This is a genomic window from Pseudobdellovibrio sp. HCB154 (genome assembly GCF_046267985.1).
GTDB lineage: Bacteria > Bdellovibrionota > Bdellovibrionia > Bdellovibrionales > Bdellovibrionaceae > Pseudobdellovibrio.
Map to the genome: position 1 here is coordinate 2446299 of NZ_CP176530.1, position 21466 is coordinate 2467764.

Annotated in this window: 19 protein-coding genes and 1 riboswitch; of the genes, 8 read left to right on the forward strand and 11 right to left on the reverse strand. The window is 39.5% G+C overall.

From position 1 onward, the window contains the following. The first annotated feature begins 54 nt into the window (after positions 1–54). Together pth and ychF are read left to right on the forward strand one after the other, a co-directional pair. The gene (gene pth, locus ACKWCF_RS11750; protein ID WP_409477784.1) at positions 55–630 is read left to right on the forward strand and encodes an aminoacyl-tRNA hydrolase; all 576 of its coding nucleotides are present in this window, start codon (positions 55–57) and stop codon (positions 628–630) included. 19 nt (positions 631–649) lie between these two features. Beyond that, positions 650–1750 (forward strand): redox-regulated ATPase YchF, encoded by a 1101-nt coding sequence (gene ychF / locus ACKWCF_RS11755; protein ID WP_409477785.1) that lies wholly within the window; start codon positions 650–652, stop codon positions 1748–1750. Between the two features lie 162 nt (positions 1751–1912). Here the strand turns inward: ychF and ACKWCF_RS11760 are convergent, their stop codons facing one another. Continuing rightward, positions 1913–4318 carry a transglycosylase SLT domain-containing protein gene (locus tag ACKWCF_RS11760; RefSeq protein WP_409477786.1) on the reverse strand — a complete coding sequence of 802 codons (2406 nt, stop codon included), beginning with the start codon at positions 4316–4318 and terminating at the stop codon, positions 1913–1915. 192 nt (positions 4319–4510) lie between these two features. Between ACKWCF_RS11760 and ACKWCF_RS11765 the strand changes: the two genes are divergently transcribed. The 4 genes from ACKWCF_RS11765 to ACKWCF_RS11780 all read left to right on the forward strand — a co-directional run bounded on the left by ACKWCF_RS11765 (position 4511) and on the right by ACKWCF_RS11780 (position 7408). Beyond that, the gene (locus ACKWCF_RS11765) at positions 4511–4891 is read left to right on the forward strand and encodes a cyclic nucleotide-binding domain-containing protein (protein WP_409477787.1); all 381 of its coding nucleotides are present in this window, start codon (positions 4511–4513) and stop codon (positions 4889–4891) included. Between the two features lie 162 nt (positions 4892–5053). Then, the gene (locus ACKWCF_RS11770) at positions 5054–5584 is read left to right on the forward strand and encodes a hypothetical protein (RefSeq protein ID WP_409477788.1); all 531 of its coding nucleotides are present in this window, start codon (positions 5054–5056) and stop codon (positions 5582–5584) included. Positions 5585–5746: 162 nt separating this feature from the next. Continuing rightward, entirely contained in the window at positions 5747–6658 is a 912-nt protein-coding gene (locus ACKWCF_RS11775) for a hypothetical protein (RefSeq protein ID WP_409477789.1), read from the forward strand. 45 nt (positions 6659–6703) lie between these two features. Then, complete coding sequence (locus ACKWCF_RS11780; protein ID WP_409477790.1) at positions 6704–7408, forward strand: hypothetical protein; 705 nt, start codon at positions 6704–6706, stop codon at positions 7406–7408. On the opposite strand, the gene ACKWCF_RS11785 is transcribed toward ACKWCF_RS11780, so the two are convergent. Then, positions 7380–7787 carry a hypothetical protein gene (locus ACKWCF_RS11785; RefSeq protein ID WP_409477791.1) on the reverse strand — a complete coding sequence of 136 codons (408 nt, stop codon included), beginning with the start codon at positions 7785–7787 and terminating at the stop codon, positions 7380–7382. The two genes, ACKWCF_RS11780 and ACKWCF_RS11785, sit on opposite strands and share 29 nt — an antisense overlap. A gap of 57 nt (positions 7788–7844) precedes the next feature. Between ACKWCF_RS11785 and ACKWCF_RS11790 the strand changes: the two genes are divergently transcribed. Then, entirely contained in the window at positions 7845–8624 is a 780-nt protein-coding gene (locus tag ACKWCF_RS11790; RefSeq protein WP_409477792.1) for an Mrp/NBP35 family ATP-binding protein, read from the forward strand. A 329-nt stretch (positions 8625–8953) separates the two neighbouring features. Here the strand turns inward: ACKWCF_RS11790 and ACKWCF_RS11795 are convergent, their stop codons facing one another. The 9 genes from ACKWCF_RS11795 to ACKWCF_RS11835 form a co-directional block, all read right to left on the reverse strand. Beyond that, on the reverse strand, positions 8954–10573 hold the full coding sequence (locus ACKWCF_RS11795; protein WP_409477793.1) for an ABC-F family ATP-binding cassette domain-containing protein: 1620 nt from the start codon (positions 10571–10573) through the stop codon (positions 8954–8956). Positions 10574–10966: 393 nt separating this feature from the next. Beyond that, positions 10967–11041, forward strand: a riboswitch (cyclic di-GMP riboswitch). 473 nt (positions 11042–11514) lie between these two features. Further along, positions 11515–12858, reverse strand: a complete 1344-nt coding sequence (locus ACKWCF_RS11800; protein ID WP_409477794.1) for a LysM peptidoglycan-binding domain-containing protein — start codon at positions 12856–12858, stop codon at positions 11515–11517. Positions 12859–12959: 101 nt separating this feature from the next. Continuing rightward, positions 12960–14948, reverse strand: coding sequence for a BatD family protein (locus ACKWCF_RS11805; protein ID WP_409477795.1), 1989 nt, complete (start codon positions 14946–14948; stop codon positions 12960–12962). Then, on the reverse strand, positions 14932–15768 hold the full coding sequence (locus tag ACKWCF_RS11810; protein ID WP_409477796.1) for a tetratricopeptide repeat protein: 837 nt from the start codon (positions 15766–15768) through the stop codon (positions 14932–14934). The genes ACKWCF_RS11805 and ACKWCF_RS11810 overlap by 17 nt, the downstream gene beginning before the upstream one ends. Further along, positions 15758–16819 (reverse strand): vWA domain-containing protein, encoded by a 1062-nt coding sequence (locus ACKWCF_RS11815; RefSeq protein WP_409477797.1) that lies wholly within the window; start codon positions 16817–16819, stop codon positions 15758–15760. Before ACKWCF_RS11815 ends, ACKWCF_RS11810 begins: the two co-directional genes overlap by 11 nt. Next, a complete protein-coding gene (locus ACKWCF_RS11820; RefSeq protein ID WP_409477798.1) occupies positions 16819–17841 on the reverse strand; it encodes a vWA domain-containing protein in 1023 nt (340 codons plus the stop codon). The genes ACKWCF_RS11815 and ACKWCF_RS11820 overlap by 1 nt, the downstream gene beginning before the upstream one ends. Continuing rightward, a complete protein-coding gene (locus tag ACKWCF_RS11825) occupies positions 17838–18695 on the reverse strand; it encodes a hypothetical protein (RefSeq protein WP_409477799.1) in 858 nt (285 codons plus the stop codon). Before ACKWCF_RS11825 ends, ACKWCF_RS11820 begins: the two co-directional genes overlap by 4 nt. After that, positions 18695–19582 (reverse strand): DUF58 domain-containing protein, encoded by an 888-nt coding sequence (locus ACKWCF_RS11830; RefSeq protein WP_409477800.1) that lies wholly within the window; start codon positions 19580–19582, stop codon positions 18695–18697. The genes ACKWCF_RS11825 and ACKWCF_RS11830 overlap by 1 nt, the downstream gene beginning before the upstream one ends. A gap of 18 nt (positions 19583–19600) precedes the next feature. After that, positions 19601–20596, reverse strand: coding sequence for an AAA family ATPase (locus ACKWCF_RS11835; RefSeq protein ID WP_409477801.1), 996 nt, complete (start codon positions 20594–20596; stop codon positions 19601–19603). 86 nt (positions 20597–20682) lie between these two features. Here ACKWCF_RS11835 and ACKWCF_RS11840 point away from each other — a divergent pair, with 86 nt between their 5' ends. Beyond that, a complete protein-coding gene (locus tag ACKWCF_RS11840) occupies positions 20683–21441 on the forward strand; it encodes a hypothetical protein (RefSeq protein ID WP_409477802.1) in 759 nt (252 codons plus the stop codon). Positions 21442–21466: the final 25 nt, after the last annotated feature.

The following is a 21466-nucleotide window of genomic DNA, read 5'->3' on the forward strand; positions in this document are numbered from 1 at the left end:
CCAAGTCGCCTTTTTTTTATTTCTAGAATTCTAATTTTCAGTTAAGGTAATCCTATGTTTTTAATCGCATGCCTTGGTAATCCCGGATCGAAATATGCAATGACCCGTCATAATATCGGGTTCATGGCCGCTGACTATTGGTTAAAATCTTTAGGTGGCGCTGACTGGCGCGAAGAACACAAAGCCTTAACTAAAAAATTCAAAATCGAAGGCCAAGAAGTCATTTTAGTAAAACCTCAAACCTATATGAATTTATCAGGTGAATCGGTTCAGTCTATTATGAATTTTTACAAAATCGACCGCGCCAATCTTTTAGTGGTACATGACGAAGTCGATTTCCCCTTCGGCACGATCAAAATGCAGTTTAACCGCAGCGCTGGCGGCCAAAACGGCGTTAAAAGCATTACACAACTTATTGGTTCACAAGAATATGCCCGCCTTCGTTTAGGCGTGGGGCGCCCGTCTCACCCTGATTTCGCGCTAGCGGATTACGTTCTTGGCAACTTCTCAAAAGACGAGCAATCAAACCTAGATAAGGTTTTAGAAACCGCGTCTGACGCTATCGAAAGTTTTATTCTTGAAGGCATAAATAAAGCCTCAACAAAGTTCAACGGACCTGTTAAGTTGTAGCCTCTTCGAAGGAGTCACAATGGCTTTACAAGTCGGTATCGTAGGATTACCAAACGTAGGTAAATCAACACTTTTCAACGCATTAACTTCTGCCAAAGCAGAGGCTGCTAACTACCCGTTTTGTACAATTGATCCAAACGTAGGTATCGTAACAGTTCCAGATCCACGTCTTGATCAAATTACTTCATTTGTAAAACCACAACGTGTAGTTCCGACAACAATGGAATTCGTTGATATCGCCGGTATCGTAAAAGGTGCTTCACAAGGTGAAGGCTTAGGAAATCAATTCTTAGGTCACATCAAACAAACTGATGCTATCGTGCACGTTGTTCGTTGTTTTGATGACCCAAATGTTATTCACGTATCTGGTTCAGTTGATCCTTTACGTGACGTTGATGTTATCAACACTGAATTAATGTTAGCCGACTACGATACGGCTGAGAAAAAATTAAAACGTATCGAAAAAGTGGCTAAGTCTTCATCTGATCCAAAAGTAAAAATGGAACTTGATGTAACTCAAAGAATTCATGCAGCTTTAGGCCAAGGTAAACCGGCTCGTTCAGTCACATTAAACGATCTTGAAGCGCCTTACGCTTTAGACATGCATTTATTAACTTCAAAACCAGTTCTTTACGCTTGTAACGTGTCTGATACAGATTTCGCTGCTGGTGGAAATGAATGGGTTCGCTCTGTTGAAAAACGTGCGGCTGAAGAAAACAATAAAACAATTATGATCTGCTCTGCGATGGAAGCTGAAATTTCTCAGTTACCTCCAGAAGAGCGCAAAGATTTCTTAGATTCATTAGGCGCTACAGAGCCAGGTTTAAATCGTTTAATCCGTGAAGCTTATGCTTTATTAGGCTTAGCGACTTACTTCACTGCCGGTGAACAAGAAGTGCGTGCTTGGACAATCAAAAAAGGTTTCAAAGCTCCACAAGCGGCTGGTGTGATTCACACTGACTTTGAAAAAGGTTTTATCCGTGCTGAAGCTTACCACTGCGAAGATTTATTCACTTTAAAATCTGAAGCAGCTGTTAAAGAAGCTGGTAAATACCGTTCTGAAGGTAAAGAGTACCTTGTGAAAGACGGCGACATTTTATTCTTCAAATTTAACGTTTAATCGGTGCCAGGCCTTTTTCGCTACGGTTATATTTTACTTAATAACTAATAAAAAAGAGCACTGTTTTTTACAGTGCTCTTTTTTTATTTTTCATACTTTTATCGCGCTCTGTACTTCAGACAACAATGTGGACTGAAACCCCGAGCACAAACCTGGCGTCAATTAATTCTGGGAGCGACGAAATTCAGATCTAAATGGTTCCCATTCTTCTTTTAACGAAATAGGGCCATCTAACTTCATTGGAATAGGATTTAACAGGTACGAATACTTCTCGTGTTCGATCGCTTTGTTATAAAGCTTATCGTAAGTCGCACGGTACGTAAGTACACGTTTTACGTAAGTTCTAGTTTCAGCAAACGGAATATGTTCAATAAATTTATCAAACTCTAACTGCCCTAGATTTTTAATCCATGATTTTACTCTGTGCGGGCCACCGTTGTACGCGGCTGCGACTAGCGGTTTTTGGTTATCCATCTCTAGAGATAATTTTTTTAAGTACGCAGCCCCAAACTCAATCGATTTTTCTGGTGTGAATAATTGATCGGTTTGAATTTTTTGATCCATGATATCAGCCACTTTTTGTGCTGAGTACGGCATAAACTGCATTAAGCCAACCGCGCCCACTGGTGAAATCGCATCTGACTTGTACTGAGTTTCTGCACGCATAATTGATAAGATTAAATACGGATCAATTTTTCTTTTTTCTGCGTATTGAAACACTTTATCTTTATACGCCTCTGGATAAAGCGATGCCCACATCACTGGATCAGCTTTAACTTGTAAAGCTGTTTTCTCAGTTGATGAAAAGCGGTTCATTAACGATAAAGCGCGGTAGTAAAATTGCTGCGTTAAATAGAACTGCGCCATTTGCTCAGCTTTTTTACGCGAGTTAATTTTCTTTTCGATTTCGTATAAATGCCAACGCGCTAAATCTGGTTCGTTTTGTAAAATTAAAAATTTAGCCCAGTTAATTTGTGTCGCTAAATCTTTTTCTGTTTCAACTTCGATACCGGTTGAATCCGTATTTTGAATCACTTCATTTTCAGAGTTCACAATTTGTACGGAACCTTCATCAGTTTCATAACCTGATTGATCTAAGAAACTGTACGATTCCATAATTTGTGAATAGCTTTGTGTTTCAGAAGCTACCGGAAAAGGCCCTTTGTTCATCTTAGCGACAAGCGCGATACTTTTTAAAACCCCGTTATCACGGAATCCTTTTTTCACATTTTCATAACGTAACCACGCAAGTAAGTTGTAGTAAGAAAACGCCTTTTGATCTAATACTGGTGTTGATAGTTTTTTAAAACCGGCAATCGCTGAGCTTTCATCACCCAGTTTTAGTTTTGTATCAGCCATCCAATACGCTAAACGGGCTTCGTCAACCGCGTAACTTGTTGTGGATTCAAAAGCGTCTAAAGCTTTTTGGTATTGGCCATCAAGATATAATGTCCATGCGCGAAGCCAAGCAATCTGGTCAAAATCACGTGTTGGGCGATTACGACGCTTTTTCTTTTTCATGTACGGATGATTTTTGTAAAGCTCATCAAAAATCGCGTGGGCTTGAGTGTACTTTTTAACTTGATACAACAAGAAGGCCTGCTGAAAACGCATCTCTTCGTATTCTTTGCCTTTTGTTTTTGTTAAAATTTTAGCGATGATTTGTTCCGCTTTTTCTAATTCACCGGCACGCTGGGCGATGAAAAAGTAATTGTCTTTGTAATCAGTTTCGAAAAGCTCTTTTTCATATTTCGCTAAATTTTTAAAAGCCGTAACCGGGTCACCTTGGTTTGAATCATAAACAGCACGAATATATGTGCGCTCCCAATCTTGCAATTTCGCGTAACCCGAAAACAGTTCGATTTCACGTAGGGCTTGGTATTCTTTAGCTGCAAATAACAAACGGCGCATACGAGTTAAAAAATCATCTAATGTAACAGGGCATCTTTCTGTTGCCGTTGTCAATTCTACGAAATCAATTCCAGGTTCTGCAATCCAACGGTCACGCTCAGTGTGACAGATTTCATCAAAGTATTTATTTCTTTGAAGCCATTTTAAGTATTCTTCTTCAAAAACTTCACCTTCAGAAGAGCCGCGCAATTGGCGAAGTAACGAACGTGATTCTGTTTTAATAAAACCCACCGCATTGGCAAATTTTAATTGGTCTACCGGAGAATTAATTAAGAAAACGATTAACTCTAAACGAATACGAATAAATTTTTTCTCTTTTTTTAGAGCCAAGTAGTGCTTGTACACATCTTCGTAATTACCCGACCACGTTGATAAAAAATAATCTTTGTAATTATTTAAAATCGGTTGCGACGGAGTCCATTTTTTAATGCTATCAATGGCATTATTTACGTTCTGATTTTTTTTCGTAAATTCAGAGAAAGATTCAACTAACGCTTTATTCTCTTTTAAGAATTCTTGGTACGATTTATCTTCCATCGTATCAATCTGAGTTTTATTCAAGTGCGTAGCTGAAATATCTGTCTTGATCGCCGAAACTGTTTTCGGCGAAGAACTACTTTTACCCTCAAGAAAATGTGGGTTTGGTTTAGAAGACATAGCTAATGCAACAGGGAAGAGAATCTTGAACAACACCATAGTGAATATGCTACCCTTTTTTTACAGTTAAAGCGAAGAACAAAAGGGTCTGTGCCAACTTGACCAACGGCTAGAAGGCACAACACTTACTAAACAGAATGTGGATCAAAAGATAACATACAACAAAGAAGATACACATAGAAGAGGTGCAGCATGAGCTCAATCACAAAAGAATCTTTTAAAGCCGGTGATTTTATTTTTTTCGAGGGCGATATCGAAGCCCACTTCTACATTATTGAATCAGGCACCGTAAAAATTTTCTCGAAAAATAAACAAGGCCAAAAAGTTGAATTAGCCAAACTTAACCCCGGCGAAACTTTCGGTGAATTTGCACTCATCGACAAAGGGGCCCGTACCGCTTCTGCCCAAGCTGATACAGATTGTAAGTTGATGAAAATTTCTGAAGAAGGCTACAACATTATGTTAAACGATCTTCCACTGTGGGCTTCATCAATGCTTGAATCATTTTCTGCACGCTTGAAATCGATGAACACCGCTTTGAAAGAATACAAAGCTCAAGAACACAAAAAATAATTTCAAAAAAATATTATCGTTACGCAAAGAATTTTTAACAATTTCTTGGGGGCCGTTTTGTCACCTGAAGATTTGGTATCGATCATGCAATAATTTCAAAACAGAAACGATTCATGATGATGATATTGAAATCATCTTCACAAAACCACGAAAGGCAATCTCATGAAATTTAAGCACTTACTTCTGACTTCTCTTACTGCACTTCTTGCTGCTGCACAATTGGCCAACGCCGATGATTTTTCACGAATAGATCGCCCGGTTCGCCCGATAGTTAAGCCGCCGATTTACAGTTGCGGAATAGATCCGGCAGCTTCACGAATAGATTTTTCGATACTTAGTCGCACTTCGCAATTTCGCGGACGAGTAAGAGTCACTGCAACAGTTAAAAACATCGGCCACCTCCCTTTTGTTTCTCGAACTGGACAACAAACTGCTCTGTTATATTCAGACAGAACTCTTATTGCCCGCAGAGACTTTGTTAACTTAGCTGTTGGCCAAGCTTTTACATTTACTTACGACCGCAATTGGGATTCTTCATCACCGGCTGAAGGCGAATTCCCTCCACAGTACCGCTTAGTTTTAACTTACGATCCAGATATTTACATCGACGGCAATTCACAAAATGATGATTGCTCAAACGCAAATAATAACCGCGTACGCTCTGGTGCAGACATCAACGCCCTACTTCGCTAATCAAAAAATTTAGGGGCTTATAATGAGAAAGTAAGCCCTAAATCAGTCGCTGACTAAAAGATCGACGCCTTTGCCGTGTCAAAACCTGTTAAATAGCTATAAACAGGTCCTTTTTTCGCAATCAGATTCCGTAGTTATAATTAACTAAGGAGCTCCAAACTCATGAAGCGGAATCTGATTTTATCTCTAGCTGCAATTCTTGGCATAATGTTAATGGCGCAAATGAGTTTTGCCCAAGGCTCTGTACAACCACAAACACAAACTAAAAAAACAAAACGTGTACAGCAACAACAGCAAACAATCATGCCGCCTCCGAAAATGTACGCTGATGTTGAAACTGAAGAACTTCCTTACAAACTTTCTGCCGCTTTGAGTTTATCATACGAACAAAATGCCGAAGAAAATTCAGATGGTATTCGTGGACGTGGTTTAGGTTTATATTTCGCTCCCAAATTTGAATATTATGATTTTTCAATCCGTGCTGAATTATTCTATGGCTATGACTTAAACCAACCTAGCGAAGGATCTGATTGGGCTGACGGAGTGGTATCACTTCTGTACAAAGGCTGGAAGTTATCAGCGATTAAAATTTCTCCGTACACTTCAGTTGAACTTCCTCTTTCGAAAGAATCACGTGAAAACCGTGAAATTGAATTAGTGAATAACCTTGGTGTACTTGTGGCTCTAGATACGAAAGATTTAAATGTTCCTGATTTAAGCTTATCTTACTCAGTAGCTTACGGTTACTACACAAATAAATACACGACACGAGTCAACGGCGAACCGGCGACTGAGTATAAAATCGTTCAAACTGTAAAAGCGGGATATAATTTTAATCCGGTTTCTGTAAGCGTTAAGTTTAAATTCACATCTTCTTACTCTTACGAAGATGTGGTTCGCTCAGGCTTTTTCTTACAAGAAAATATCTCTTACGAAGTTAACGACACGCTTGGATTTTCACTTTACCACTACAACGCGGCCCCGTTCTTAAAAGATGCAACGTACGAAAACAATTTGCAAACGTATGACAGAGAAACTTCAACTGTAGGCGTTTCAACGGATTTATCGTTTTAATTTTAAAAAAGAAGGGTCGCGCTGGAAGCGCGCCAAAGGAACAGTATGAAAAACCTAATTATTTTTTCGATGTTAGCAGTGATGGCCGTGATCAACTTTTCTGGTTGTGGTAAAGCCCAAGAGCGCCCAACGAAGTTAAGTAAAAAAATCTCTGGTGAAGTTGTTGAACTCAAAGAATTAGCCGACATCACTAAAGACGAACGCCAAGACAGCCCTGAAAATATGGCTTTTAAGCGTCAACTTGTGAATAAAATTGAAGATCCTGCTAAGCGCGAACAAGCTGAACTTTTACTTTCACAAAACCGTTTAGTTTATATGTTAATGGATGGCAAAGCTGTTATTCTTGAATTTATTCCTTCAATGATGAACAAACACGCCGAAGCGACTCCGGTGGCTGAAACAGCTGGGACTTCTGAAACTGCGAAGGTAGATGAAGGTGTAGCTAAAGTTTCAGTTCTTGAAGTTAAAAAGCTTCACACTTATGATTCTTTAATGGCGATGAAAGATGGTCGTAACTCAAACGAAATCGAAACCTTAAAAGCTTCGTCTTGGTCACAAAATCACTTTGCTGTTTTATCTGAAATCGAAATTCAAACTGGTGTTTTAGAAAGCGAAAGAACTGATTACAACGAAAAGAAAAGCACTTTAGGCTTAACAGAAACTTCGCTGGCTGAAGCTCAAGTTTTAATTTTAAAATCTGAAATTAAAACCGAAACTGCTGCTAAAGACGATGCTTCCGGTGCCGAGTAGAAATCGCCGCGTACGCGTGCTCGTAAAATTGTAACGAGCGCGCATCTGATTTTTTCACTAACTCCTGATACACCATAGTCACCTGATGCATCGACGCCCCTTGCGGCACTCCCAAAACATCATGGGCTTCCCAATCATGGCCATTATACATAAACATCACCGCTAAAGAACGCCCTACCTCGCGTGGTTCACCACTTGTGACAGCGACTTCTTGTTTACCTTCGGCCTCTAAAACCACCGGTACTTTTTCGGCAGAACCTTTGGCGCGCATGTTCAAACGTGTGGGTTGTTTTGGCTTATGGCGGCCAGAAAGGAAATAAAGCACTAAAAGTAGGCCAATTCCCAGGTTTAAGTATAAAAGCAGTTGGCTATTGATCACTTGTTTATTATTAAGTTACTTCATTGACTTGTAAACGCCAATTTAAGGACACCCGATATGAATCCATTCGATAAGCAAACAGCCATTCCCGGAGTTAAAAAAATCATCGTAGTTGCCTCAGGAAAAGGCGGCGTTGGTAAGTCGACTGTCTCAACTAACTTGGCTTTAGCTTTACGAAAATATGGTAATGTTGGTTTACTAGATGCCGATATCTACGGCCCATCAATCCCGCGTATGATGGGAGCGATCAACCAAAAACCAACTGTTACTAACGGCACTGAAATCAATCCGATCGAACGTTACGGTTTAAAATTAATGAGCATTGGCTTTTTAGCTGAAGAAGGTGCCGCAATTGTTTGGCGTGGTCCGATGTTATTCAAAGCTATGGATCAGTTCTTCCGCGATGTTAAATGGGGTGAACTAGATTACTTAGTGATCGATCTTCCACCGGGCACTGGTGATGTGCAGTTATCTGTTGTTCAAAAAGTTCCAGTAGCTGCGGCTGTGATCGTATCGACTCCGCAAAACGTAGCTTTAATCGATGCCAAAAAAGCGATTGATATGTTCGAACGCACACAAGTTAAGATTGCAGGCTTAGTTGAAAACATGGCTTACATGTTAAATCCTGTGAACGGCGAAAAAATGCAGTTATTCCCTAAAGGCGAAATGGAATCTTACATTGCCGCTAAAGGAATTAAAAAACTGGTTGAGATTCCGTTCAACCCGAATGTTTCTTTAGGTTCTGAAGCAGGTATTCCGATCATGGAAAGCTACTCTGACTCTGCAGAATCTAAATGCTTCCAAGAACTAGCTGCGAAGCTTGTAGAGACAATCTAAGCGCCTACAACCATCAAGCCGTTAAGGCCATTGCAACTCCGCACGCTAGTTAATGTTTTAAGATCGTACGTTAGATGATCTAAAAAGCATTTACTAGTAAGGGAATTTCTTAATCAGATCTATTAGCTTGTCTAAAACCACAAGGATTTTGAAGACTAGACCTAGGACCCATTTAAGTTTGTCTCGTTTCTGTCGATATTTCATTATCACTTTGAAATTCGGCATTCGGAGCTCCTTTCTCGGAAAGGGAGTCACGAAGCCTTAAAAAGCGAGATGGCGTAAGCAATCTCGCTTTTTGCATTTTAAGAACCAAATTTAAAATCTAAATTTTAGTTATGGTGAACACGTTCAACGTACTCAGGATATGTCATATCGTAAGTCGTTAAGTGATTTTTATCGATTTCAAATACGCGTGTTGTGATTTCACGTAAGAAGAAACGGTCATGGGATACCATCATTACCGTGCCTGGAAATTCTTTAATCGCTTTAAGTAAAACTTCACGTGATTTGATATCTAAGTGATTCGTCGGCTCATCCAGCACTAAGAAGTTTACTGGCTGAGATAAGATACACGCTAAAATCACACGTGACTTTTCACCACCTGATAAGATCGAAATCTTTTTCTCAACTTCTTCACCAGAGAATAAGAAAGCTCCAAGTAAAGATTTAATAGAACCCATTGTAGCGTTCGGTACACGTTGCTCAACTTCTTGTAAGATCGTGTTGTTTGGATTTAATAAATCTAAACTGTTCTGCGAGAAGTAACCTAACTGAATCGAAGGGCCTACGTTACAAGTTCCAGAAGAAGCCTCAGTTTGCTTAGTAATAATTTTTAATAATGTCGATTTACCAGCACCATTCACACCGACCACAGCTACGCGGTCCAAACGTTTTACTAACGCTGTCGCATTGTTAAATACGTTTTTATCGCGGCCATCGGCTAAGTGATAAGTTTTGCCAAGTTTTTCAAACTTAACAACTTCCTCACCGCCACGAGGTGGTTCTGGCCAAATGAAATCCATCGCACGATCTTCAGGTGGAATTTCGATACGATCAATTTTTTCTAATTTCTTAACACGTGATTGAACTTGCGCTGCATGCGAAGCACGAGCTGCGAAGCGAGCAATAAACTCTTCTTCTTTAGCTAACATATCTTCTTGGCGTTTAGCTGCAGCGATTAATTGTTCTTTTCTGATTTGGCGTTCTTTATCGTAGTAATCGTAGTTACCACCGTACACAGTGATTTGCTTATTAGAAAGTTCGATTGTTTTTGAACAAAGACGATTCATGAAATCACGATCATGCGAAGTCATAAGAACAGAACCTTTAAAATCTCTGATCCATTGTTCAAGCCATACGATCGATTCTACGTCTAAGTGATTCGTCGGCTCATCTAGTAATAAAACATCTGGCATTAATAATAGAATTTTCGCTAAGCTCGCACGCATTTTCCAACCGCCCGAGTACTGCCCGATATCCATTTGCATATCTTCGTTAGAAAAACCAAGACCACCTAAAATCGCAGCCGCACGCGGTTCTACGTCGTAGCCACCAACCGCTTCAAATTGTTCTTGAAGCGCTCCATATTTTTCAACAACGTCCATCATCTCGTCTTCACCAAGATTAGGATCTTGCAAACGCTCTTCGTAGTGTTTGATTTGCTCAACGATTTTATCAAGGCCACCAGAAGCTAAAACTTCGGCTAATACTGAACGGCCTTTCATGTTCTCGATATTCTGAGAGAAGTAACCAATACGTACGCGCTCAGGTTTTGAAATTGTTCCTTGATCAGGAGATTCTTCGCCCATGATTAAACGAAAGATCGTCGTTTTACCGGCACCATTAGGGCCAACTAAGCCGATTTTATCGCCGGGATTAATTTGAAATGAACCATTCGAATACAGAATTTTTGTTCCAACTTGTTTTGTAACGGCGTTAAAAGCGACCATATGTTTTCCTACTAAATCGATTAATTATTTTGAGACGTTTTATATGCTTTTTTGAGATTAATCAAAAAAAATTGGAAATACAATTCGCACCCAGGCTATTCTTAATTCATACAAGATCACTAAGCTTTGTAAGCTTACTAACGTATGCCGGGTAAAGGTCGTAAGGCCAAGTCAACCTGGGTCAGTTGTTAGTTCATTGGGAGGGACGTTATATGAAGCGAATTTACGATCATAACGATAAAGCACCGAAGTGACGATGCGATAAATAAAATATTTAACCGTTTATGAGGCGAAACCCGTTTACATGGTGTAGGCGCGGTTCGAGTTGACTCTTTATTATTTATAGGAGGTCACTAGCGGTTTTAAAGTATACGGGTAATTCCGTATCCTTCTTTTGCCTCAAGGCAAACCAGAGGAAATTCTGGGACGCAAAGCTATAGGGGCTACAAATGCCAGCCAGCTGCCAAAGGATATAAGAACCTGCGGTGAAGACTGCAATGGAAGGAAAAAAAATTACATTTTATTTCATGGATTGGTTTCATTCCCCTTAACTCTAAACTTATCAGTGGATGACAAAGTTTAGAGTTTTTTTTTGCCTTTTTTTCGACCCACACTAGCCGAAGGCTCCTTCGGACGAAGCCCTGTAAAAATTAATTAAATACTTCAAAAGCCTCAGACAATCCGTTTGGCACACGTTTGCGTTCGCAAACATGCGCCAAGCCCGAACTCGTTTTTGAAGTATTTAATTAATTTTTAAGCTTTCGGCGAGCACTGCTTGGAAGAAGAGCAAAAAGGCAGAAATAAAGCTCGTCGCCTTTGGTGTAGTTCAAATGCCCTAAAAACAGCACCGGGAATTGTTGCACAATTCCCGGTGTCCGTTTGAGCCGAAGCTCTCTATTTAAAATTTATACTTATCGAAAACGGAGTACGTTACTCCCCGCTTAAATTCTCGGGATATTCAGTCTTACGCCTGCGCGTAATTTAGACTTTCTTTTGATGCCGTTGGCTTTGCTTAGCTCGATCACTGAGACATCGAATTTGTCGGCGATTGAGGCTAAAGAGTCGCCTCTTTTTACGACGTAGAAATCAGATGTTGTAACTGTGCTTTGTGACTTCTTTTTTTCTTTTGTCGATTTGCGCTGTTGTAATGGCGTGCGGTCTGGTACTACGATTTTTTGGCCTACGCGGATTGTTTTCTTTCTTGAAAAATCATTTAACTCTCGTAAGTACGCAACAGTAGTTCTGTATCTTCTTGCGATTGAACCTAAGTTATCACCGCGTCTTACTTTGTAGTATTGTGTTTCTACTTGGTCAGGTACGAAATCAATGATGCTGGCTACTGATGTAGAAGCCGCTGTCATGGCCACTTCCATCGTGCCTGCTGGGATTCTTAGGCTTAATGTGTTGTCTTTATCTAACGGAGCAATTTCACCTTTAAATTTTGGATTTAAATCTTTGAAATCTTCGTAGTTAAAGTTCATTTTTTCAGCCATCATTCTTAAGTTTACTGGTTCTTTTAATGTCACGTGGTCAAACTCAATCGGCGTCATGTAATCGATGCCTTCAAATCCATATTTATCTGGATTTTTTGCGATCAATTTAGCAGCGATATATTTTGGTACGTAATTGTCAGTTTCACTTGGTAACGCTCTTTTGTTTTGTGAAAGCTCCCAGAAATCTTTTGTTTTATATTTTCTTACGGCTTTGATCACGCGGCCCTCACCTACGTTGTAGGCTGCCATTGATAAATACCATGAATTAAAAATTGAATATAAATCTCTGAAGTATTCAGCAGCGGCTTGCGTTGCTAAAACCGGGTCACGGCGCTCATCAACCATTTTGTTGATGTCTAAGCTATAACGTTTGCCTGTACCACGAATAAACTGCCAGTACCCTACAGCTGATGCATGTGATCTTGCTGAAGAAGAAAAACCTGATTCGATTAAAGCGATGTAGAATAAATCTTCTGGTAACTTGTTATCGCGTAAAACTTTTTTCATTAACGCTTCATAACGAGTAGAACGGGCTAAGTATCTTTCCATGTGTGGACGACCACGACCTTGGAAATACTTGATCCACATTTCAACTTTTTCGTTAATTTCTGTAGGAATGGTTTCTAATTCTTGATTTTCTGCGACTTTAGCTGAAGCTTTTTCGCTCTCTTGAACACGGAATTTTTCTAAATCACCGTTTTGATCGTACTCTTTGCCTAAATTTGCAGAAGGCGTTGATGACGGTGTGGTCGCACATCCAAATGAAACACACAATAATGCTGTCAAAATCATACTAGACGTTAGTCTCACTTGTATCTCCCCGTAAAATTTAAGGCTACAAGTGATACATCACGTTTTCAAGAGTAAACTTTGCTAATTTTCGCTATGCCAATTTACGGCAATTCAGACACGATTTTATTTGATGTCAGCTTGAGTTCCTTGAACATTTCTTCTGCTGAGTTACGACTAAGAGCCTGTTCCCGCACGGATTCCGGAGCAAAACCCACCATCTGAAAATAATCAAATAATTCGTTTAATTTCTTCTCGTAACTTTGGCGATAATTCTCAGGCATTTTGTAAAATAACGCTGCCCAATCCTGCGTAGCACTCTCTTCTTGCGCCAAATGCGCTGTCACCAAGTAAAGTAAGTTGATCGCTTCAGCACCGAATAATTTGTAATCTTTATTTTTTACCGCACCTTCAAGCACTTTCATTTTCGTTTCAACTTTGAAAGATAATTGCGGCGCTAAACGTAAATTTTTAAGAGCTAACAAAAATTGTCCCAGCACCGTAAAAACCGCACCTAGTGTTACAATAAGCAGCACTGGCAATTTAACATCTCCCCACGGAACCCACGACGAAGATAATTCTGTGATCGGTAAAAAGATTTTTTCTTCGGCCGCTTTTTCTGTGGCAGCTTTATCACTGGCTTTCAGCGGCGCTAATGTTGAACCCTTGATCGGCTCAGTGATGGTGATTTTAAATTCTTCTGTCGATTTTGTGATGTACTGTTTTAATGTCGGATCAAAATATGAAAAATTAATTTGCGGAACTTTCACTTCGCCCGGAGCCTTAGCAATCACTAAAATTTCAAATTCTTTATAACTTAAACCATCTTTGAAAAATTTAGATTCACTTTTTGTATCGTAGACTTCTAAATTTTCAGGCCATTGAATGGCCGGAAGCTCGATCACCTTCGCATTGCCTTGACCTTCTAAACGCACACGTAAAGAAATCGGCTGCCCTGCGGGAAAAGATGTTCCGTCTACTTGGGTTTGAATTTGAAACTGCCCTACAGCGCCTGAGAAAGTTAAGGGTTTTCCTTCTTGCGGAAGCGGCAGAACGCTGACTTCTAAACGTTTAGATGATTTGGTGTATTCTTGCGCAGAACCCCAACCAAATTGCGTTGGTAAGCGCACTTTACCTTTAATTTTAAATTCATCAATGGTCACTTTACCTGGTTTAATCGGAAATAGCGCATGCGCTGCAAGTAATGCTTTACGATACATCACACCATTCACTTGCTCTTCGGTAAATTGCAGTGATGGCACTTCTTCGATGATTTCTTTCCAAAATCCTTTTAGATCAGGAAATTTCGCACGGTCTAACGATTCTAAATTACCACGCGTGTAAATATGCCAAGTGGCAGTGATTTGCTCACCTTCGTAAACTTGTTTTTTATCAACATCTAATAAAATAAAAAAGGCTTCATTGGTATTTAAACCTTCGATCGTGCGCGATGGAATTTGATTCGGTTGCGCAAAACCAGGATTAAAATTAGGGTTTCCACCGCGACCACCGCCACCAAAACCTTGACCGCCCATTTGACGCTGAACTTCGTCTAACATTTTTTGACGCTGCTTCATGAGCTGTGCAAACATATCGTCTTCTTCAGCAAATGGATCATCCTCTTGAAAATTCGGGCGACCGGCTACGTTTGGACGTTGCTGTTGTTGCTGTTGTTGCTGGCCTTCGCGTGACACCGACATCTTTTGTGGGGCCGACATCATCTGTTTGCCATTCACTTCAACCGTGAATGAAGGAATCATCACGATTCCGGCTTTTGTGGCTTCGTAAACAAAAACAAATTGTTGTGAAACAGTTTTTTGAAAATCTGTTTTACCGTTTACAAAGTTCATGCGTGTTGATGAAGATTGTCCGGCATTTTGCGCTTGTAAGAGTTTTAACCCATCAATTTGTGGAACCTTCGGATCAGCCATTTCAAAATCATCTGAAGACTGCACCGTTAAATAAATTTGAACTGTATCGCCCAAGCCCACTGATTCTGGTTGAACTTCAACTTTTAATGAATCTGCGGCAAAAGCACTTACAACTAATATTTGAAAAAATAAAACGAGGAATAGCTTACCAATCTTTTGCATTTTTATCCTCTTTACGGTCTTTTTTATTATAATTCGCGCGGATCTTTTTATCTTGTTGCGATAACTCGCCTAAGATTTTTTTAACGTCGGCTTCACTTAACTTATCGCCTTCGTAAGGGCGCGGTTTATATTTTGACGTCTGCTGGCGATCTTGATTTTGATCTTTATCTTTTTTATCTTTATCATCGCCTTCTTTTGGATCTTGATCTGGCTTACCCTGCTGGTCTTTGTTTTTATTATCACCTTGACCACCGCCTCCGCCACCTTGCTGCTGCTGAATCAGAAGTTCAATATTGTGCTTAGTTTCTATTGACACAGGATTAATCTCTAAAGCTTTTTGATAATACTCTAAGGCTTTTTCAGTTTCTTTGGCGTTATGAAAACGAAGTCCTAAATTGTAATAAATTTGAAAAATATCTGCCGGAGTTAATTGATCTTTGTAACGTTCTAATAACTCCAAAGCATTATCAAAGGACTGGCCTGATTCATCTTTTTTTTGCAGATAATCAAAAATGATTCCTAAATTTGAATGCGTTTGCACCGAGTTGGGTTCGTTTTCTAAAATTTTTAATTCGTACTCCATCGCAATTTCAGTGTTTTTATCTTGAATCGCATTACGGGCTTTGTAGTCGTACCATAACGAACTTAAATTCGGCCACGGAAGTTTATCTGTAGCTTTGACCACTGGCTTTTGCGGTTTCGCTACAGCTGGCTCTTCTGTTTTAGCGACATTTTTTTCATCCGAATATTTTTCGTTTTCTACTTCGGCAAAAGCAAGGCCTGCCGCTAATAAAATAATTAAAAAGGACTTAGTATTCATAACGCCCTTTCCACATAATTGGTTCTTTTTTACGATCAGTGATTAATAAGCTGAATAATAAAATAATGATGCCTAAACCTAACGGGTACGCAAATTTTTCGTCGTACTGAACAATCATTGATGAATCAAATAAAGCTTTTTCGTAATGGCTTACATCTTCGGCGATTTGTTTTAAGTGACTTCCGTCAAATGAAGCAAAGTAAAAGCTACCTTCGCCCGCTTCAGCCAGAGATTTTAAAAATTCACCCTTAACTGTTGTTAAAATAACATTACCGTCTTTATCTTTTTTTGAACCCGTTAAATTACCAAACGGATCACGTGTGGGAATTGTTCCACCTTTTTCAGTGCCGTAAGCTACCGTGATAATTTTAGCCCCGTCTTTTGCTAAAGCTTTGGCAGCTTCTAGTGCCCCTTCTTCTTGGTCTTCACCATCAGAAGCGACTAAAATAACTCGCGTTGTTTTTAAATCTGGCGATTGTGTAACGCCACCTTTTTCAAAGGCTTCTTTAGCAAACGACAACGCTGGCTCAAACGCGGTACCTTGGGTTGATACAGAATACGTATCTAGTGAATCGATATATAATTTTAAAGCACCTGGGTCTGATGTTAACGGCGACATTAAAGCAGCACTGCCCGCAAACGCGATTAAACCTGTTTTATTTCCCGGCATTAAATCCATTAATTTCGCCAGGTCGATTTTCATTTGTTGTAAACGTGAAGGTTTTACGTCTTCAGCTAACATTGAATCTGAAACGTCAGCCACGATCATCAGTTCTACACCTTCTGATTTAACCTCTTGCTCAGATTGACCCATTTGCGGGCGCGCTAAAGCTAGAATTAAAAAAAAGCCGCCAACAACTTGTAAAACTAATTGCAAACGGCGTTTTGGAAAAGAAACACTCGCTCGTAACCATGGCACAACTTTTTTACCGAAAGCTTGGTTTAGTTTTTTTTCTGAAGTTTTCTCGAAATAAAAATATAATAGTACCCATACCGCAAGCAGGATTAAAAAAGCAAAAGCTGATGTATTACCCCAACGTAAAACCGACATTAGGGACCTCTTTTCAAGAACGAATAATTTAAAATGCGATTAATTAAGAATAAAATCACACCCCAGATAAGAAAAAGATGAAAGTATTCGTTATAGCGCACATACTTTTGATCTTCGATCTTGGTCGTTTCTAAGCTATTGATCTCGTTAAATACGCCAGCCAATGAATCTTCGCGGGTGGCACGAAAATATTTACCACCGGTTGTTGAAGCCATTAACGCCAGTAATTCATCATTTACTGTCGATTCAAAGGGTTGGTAACGTTTCACTTTATTACCGAACATATCTGTTGAATAAATTGGTAATTTTGTTGGGCCTGATTTACCAAGACCAATTGAATAGATTTTAATACCGTAGCCCTTAGCGATCTCTAATCCTGTTTCAGGATCGATCATGCCCGAGTTATTTTCACCGTCTGTTAAAAAGATCATCACACGTGTTTTAGCTTGTGAATCTTTTAGTCGTGCAGCACCCGCAGCTGTAGCCACACCGATCGCTGTACCATCTTTGATACGCGCTTTTTGTGCTGTTTGAATCTGCGCAATACGTTCTTCAATTAATTGATAATCTAACGTTGGCGGAACTAACGTAAACGCTTCACCGGCAAAGATCACAATACCGATGCGGTCTGATGTTCTTTGTTTAATAAAGTTGGCAATCGTTTCTTTAGCCGCTTCCATACGGTTAACCGGCTTCATATCTTCGATCAGCATCGAATCTGAAATATCAAGAACGATCACGATATCTAAACCATCTAAAGTGCGTTTAGTTTTTTCATCGCGCGTTTGCGGGCGAGCTAACGCAACGATCATTAAAGCTAAGCTTACAAATAGCAAAATCGTATTCAATTTGACTAATTGAACGCGGCCACGCCCCTGCCATGCTTTAAAGATTTGTACGTTGCTGATCTGAAAAGTGGCTTTCTTTTTTTGCGCACGGTGAAAGTACCAGTAAAGCACGGGTAACAATAACAGAAGTAAAAAAGCCCATGGGTTAGCCCAGATAAAACCTAAAAATGTCATTTTGAAAAGCCTCCAGTTCTGTAGGCATTTTCACAGCGAGCAATAAATTCATAGAAACGTTTAATAAACTTCGTTTTTTGCTCTAACGTTAATTCTTTTTCTTTAGCTAAAAGTTCGATGTCTTTGACGATGTTGTAAACTTGACGACGTTGTTCTTTTAACTGTGGGTGACGTTTTTTAATAAACGCCACGGTTTCTTTTAAATTCAAATTAAAAATCGGCACACTAAAACGGCGTAAGATATAAACTTTCGCGGCTTTTTCAACTTCGCTGATCGGAAAATCTTTTTTCTCTAATTCACGAATTGTTTTATAAAACTGGTTATCAGGCGCTTGTGCTGATTCAAATGTGTCAACTACAGCTTTAAGCTGTTTCCAGCGTTGCGTGCGTGCCGCTAAGTAAATGGCTTGCGCAATCACCGCTAATAATAAGCTTGCAAAAATAATCGTGTACGCCATGGGCCAATGAAGCATACCTATCGCATAACCAAAAGGTTTTGGCGGCTCTGGATTTTTTGGATCAGGCTTTGGTAAAACTGAAACCACTTCAAACTGCTGCGCACCTAACGAAACTTGCAAAGTGCCATCAGAAATAATCATATCCGGAAACTGCACTTTACCCGCTTGGTATAAAGTCATATCTACATCAAATGAATCTGTACTGCGGGCTTCAGCTTTAAATAATTTAATAATAAATTTACTTTGTTCATCAGTCACAAACTGAGCTTTGGTAAAATCAAACGATTTATCCCAACTGCCTTGGCAATTCAGAAAAAAATGACGGCCCACTGTTAACTCTTGGGCTTTCAGATCCGGAACATCTGGAATGACTGTCGTACACTTTACCTCAGCCATTAACGAGATTTCCTTCTTTTAAAAAACGCTAATAATGATTTATGAAAATTATCGTCGGCTTCAAAAGTGAAACTATCCACACCTGAGCGTTTTAGATTTCTTTGAAAGTTTTCAAAATCATTTTTAAATTTAGTTTTCATTTCTTCTCTGAAAACTGGATTTGATGTATCGATTAAAACTGTTTCACCAGTTTCAGAATCGTGCAAATCAATTAACCCCACATCAGGAAACATAAATTCAGCAGGATCAGTAACAAGCCCCGCGATCACTTCGTGTTTTTTTTCTAAAAAAGTCATCGAAGCTTGGTAATCTTGATCTTGAAAGTCAGATAATACAAAAATAGTTGCGCGTTTTTTTAAAATACCGCGTAAGTAATCAAGTGCTGCACTAATTTTTGTTTTTGTTGATTTTGGTTTATAAAATAAAATTTCACGTAAAATACGGTAAACGTGGTTTTTACCTTTTTTCGGCGGAACAAATAATTCCACATCATCAGAAAATAATAATAAACCCACGTGATCATTATTTTTAATCGCCGAGAAAGCTAACGTCGCAGCCACATAGGCTAACGTTTCGCCTTTAAAGTGATCGCGTGAACCGAAATCATTTGACCCTGATACATCCACACAGATCATTAGCGTTAATTCACGCTCTTCTTCAAAAGTTTTTACATACGGTTTACCGGCACGAGCCATCAACGTCCAAGCGATATTACGAACGTCATCGCCAGCGACATATTCACGAAAGTCAGAGAAGGTCATTCCCTGCCCTTTGAATTTAGTGTGGTATTCACCCGAGAAGATATTATTCACCATCTTACGCGTATCAATTTCAATGCGCTTAATCTTTTTTAATATCTCTGCGGGAACCTGTTGTTGCTCAGCCATGAGTTACAAACCTTTAAATTATGCAGAAACTTCGACAGCCGCTAAAACTTCGCGGATCACGTCGTCTTGTTTTAAATTTTCAGCTTCAGCTTCGTAAGTTAAAATTAAACGGTGACGTAAAACTTTATAAACAATTGATTTAATATCTTCGACAGTGGCAAAACCACGACCACGTAAAAATGCGTGCGCTTTCGCTGCACGGATTAGTGATAACGAAGCACGTGGTGAACCACCGACCGCGATAATTTTTTCTAAACGACCTAAACCGTAAAGTTTTGGTTCGCGTGTCGCCATAATAAGATCGACGATGTAATTACGAACTTTTTGATCCACGTAAATCGCATCGACTGTTTTGATTGTTGCTAATAATTGCTCTTTGGTAAGAACTGTGTTGATCGTTGGGCGGTCGTTCACACCCATGCGATTTACGATTTCTAATTCGTCAGCTTTTGTTGGGTATGAAACATTAATCTTAAACATGAAACGATCCATTTGGGCTTCTGGTAATGGGTATGTACCTTCTTGCTCTAATGGATTTTGGGTCGCCATAACTAAGAACGGATGATCAAGCTTATATGATGAATCACCGATCGTAACTTGTTTTTCAGCCATCGCTTCAAGTAGCGCTGATTGAACCTTTGCCGGTGCACGGTTGATCTCATCGGCTAAAACGATATTGGCAAAGATCGGTCCTTTTTTGGCCGAGAATTCACCTGATTTTGGATTGAACACCATCGTACCGATTAAATCTGTTGGTAATAAGTCAGGCGTGAACTGAATACGTTGAAAGTGTAACGAAATTGTTTGCGCTAAAGTTGAGATCGTTAAAGTTTTTGCTAACCCCGGAACACCTTCTAAAAGAATGTGACCGCCTGTTAGTAATCCCATCACGATACCTTCGATCATTTCACGCTGACCGACGACCACTTTGTTCATCTCATTCATCATTTGCACAACAAACAAACTTTGTTCTTTAACGGCTTGATTCAGTGCTGCAACATCCATATTCGACATATCTCATCTCCATGATAATCTTTGACCCCTTATATTTTGGCATAAATAGGCTTGATTTCAACCTGTGATCACATAAAATTGACTAAATGAAGACCCTGACTCAAGTCTGGTTAATTTGTGCAGCCAGCTGTTTTATTTTTTTAATTTTAGGATTTCAGGTCGCGGGCCGCGCAGGCTTGCTGGCAGCCTTTTTATTATGTTTAGTTTTGCTGTACCTCATCTTTCACAAAGGCCTAAAACTTTTTATTAACCGCACCAGCGCCAAAGAGATCGTAGGTATTGACCCTTACGAGCTAACTGGACTTTTTAAACAATATGCACTTGCTTACGGCATCAGAAAAGTTCGCTTCTTCGTGACCGATAAGCCAACGCCCCCGCTGGTCTGGCCCGAGTTTTCTAACCAACTTGTGGTTTTTTTAAATAGCCAAACTCTGGAACAGCTCAATCCAGCAGAAAAAAAATTACTTGTGCACATGCTTTTAAGTCATGGCTTTTTACATTCAAAACTTACGCGTAAAACTTTGGGCTTAATTTATATTTCGCTTTCGCCGCTTGATAAAGTATTTGCTCCCCTGTTCAACGCCGTAGCTTATACGCTAGGTCTTTCGAAAGAGATTTACAAAGCCGATCTTAAAGCTCTGTCTGTCTCGCAAGCGCAAAACTTCGAGTTCGGTTTACTTCTTCACAAGCTGCATCATTTACAAACTCACAATGATAAAATCTTCGAAGGCACTTATTTCTTTTCAATTTTATCAAAAGTGAATCCTAAACTTTACAATTTAAAATTTCACCCCAACGTTACCAATAGAGAGAAAAATCTCTTAGGCTACGCGGTAGGTGTATAGGTTACAACTTTAAGATTAAAAACAT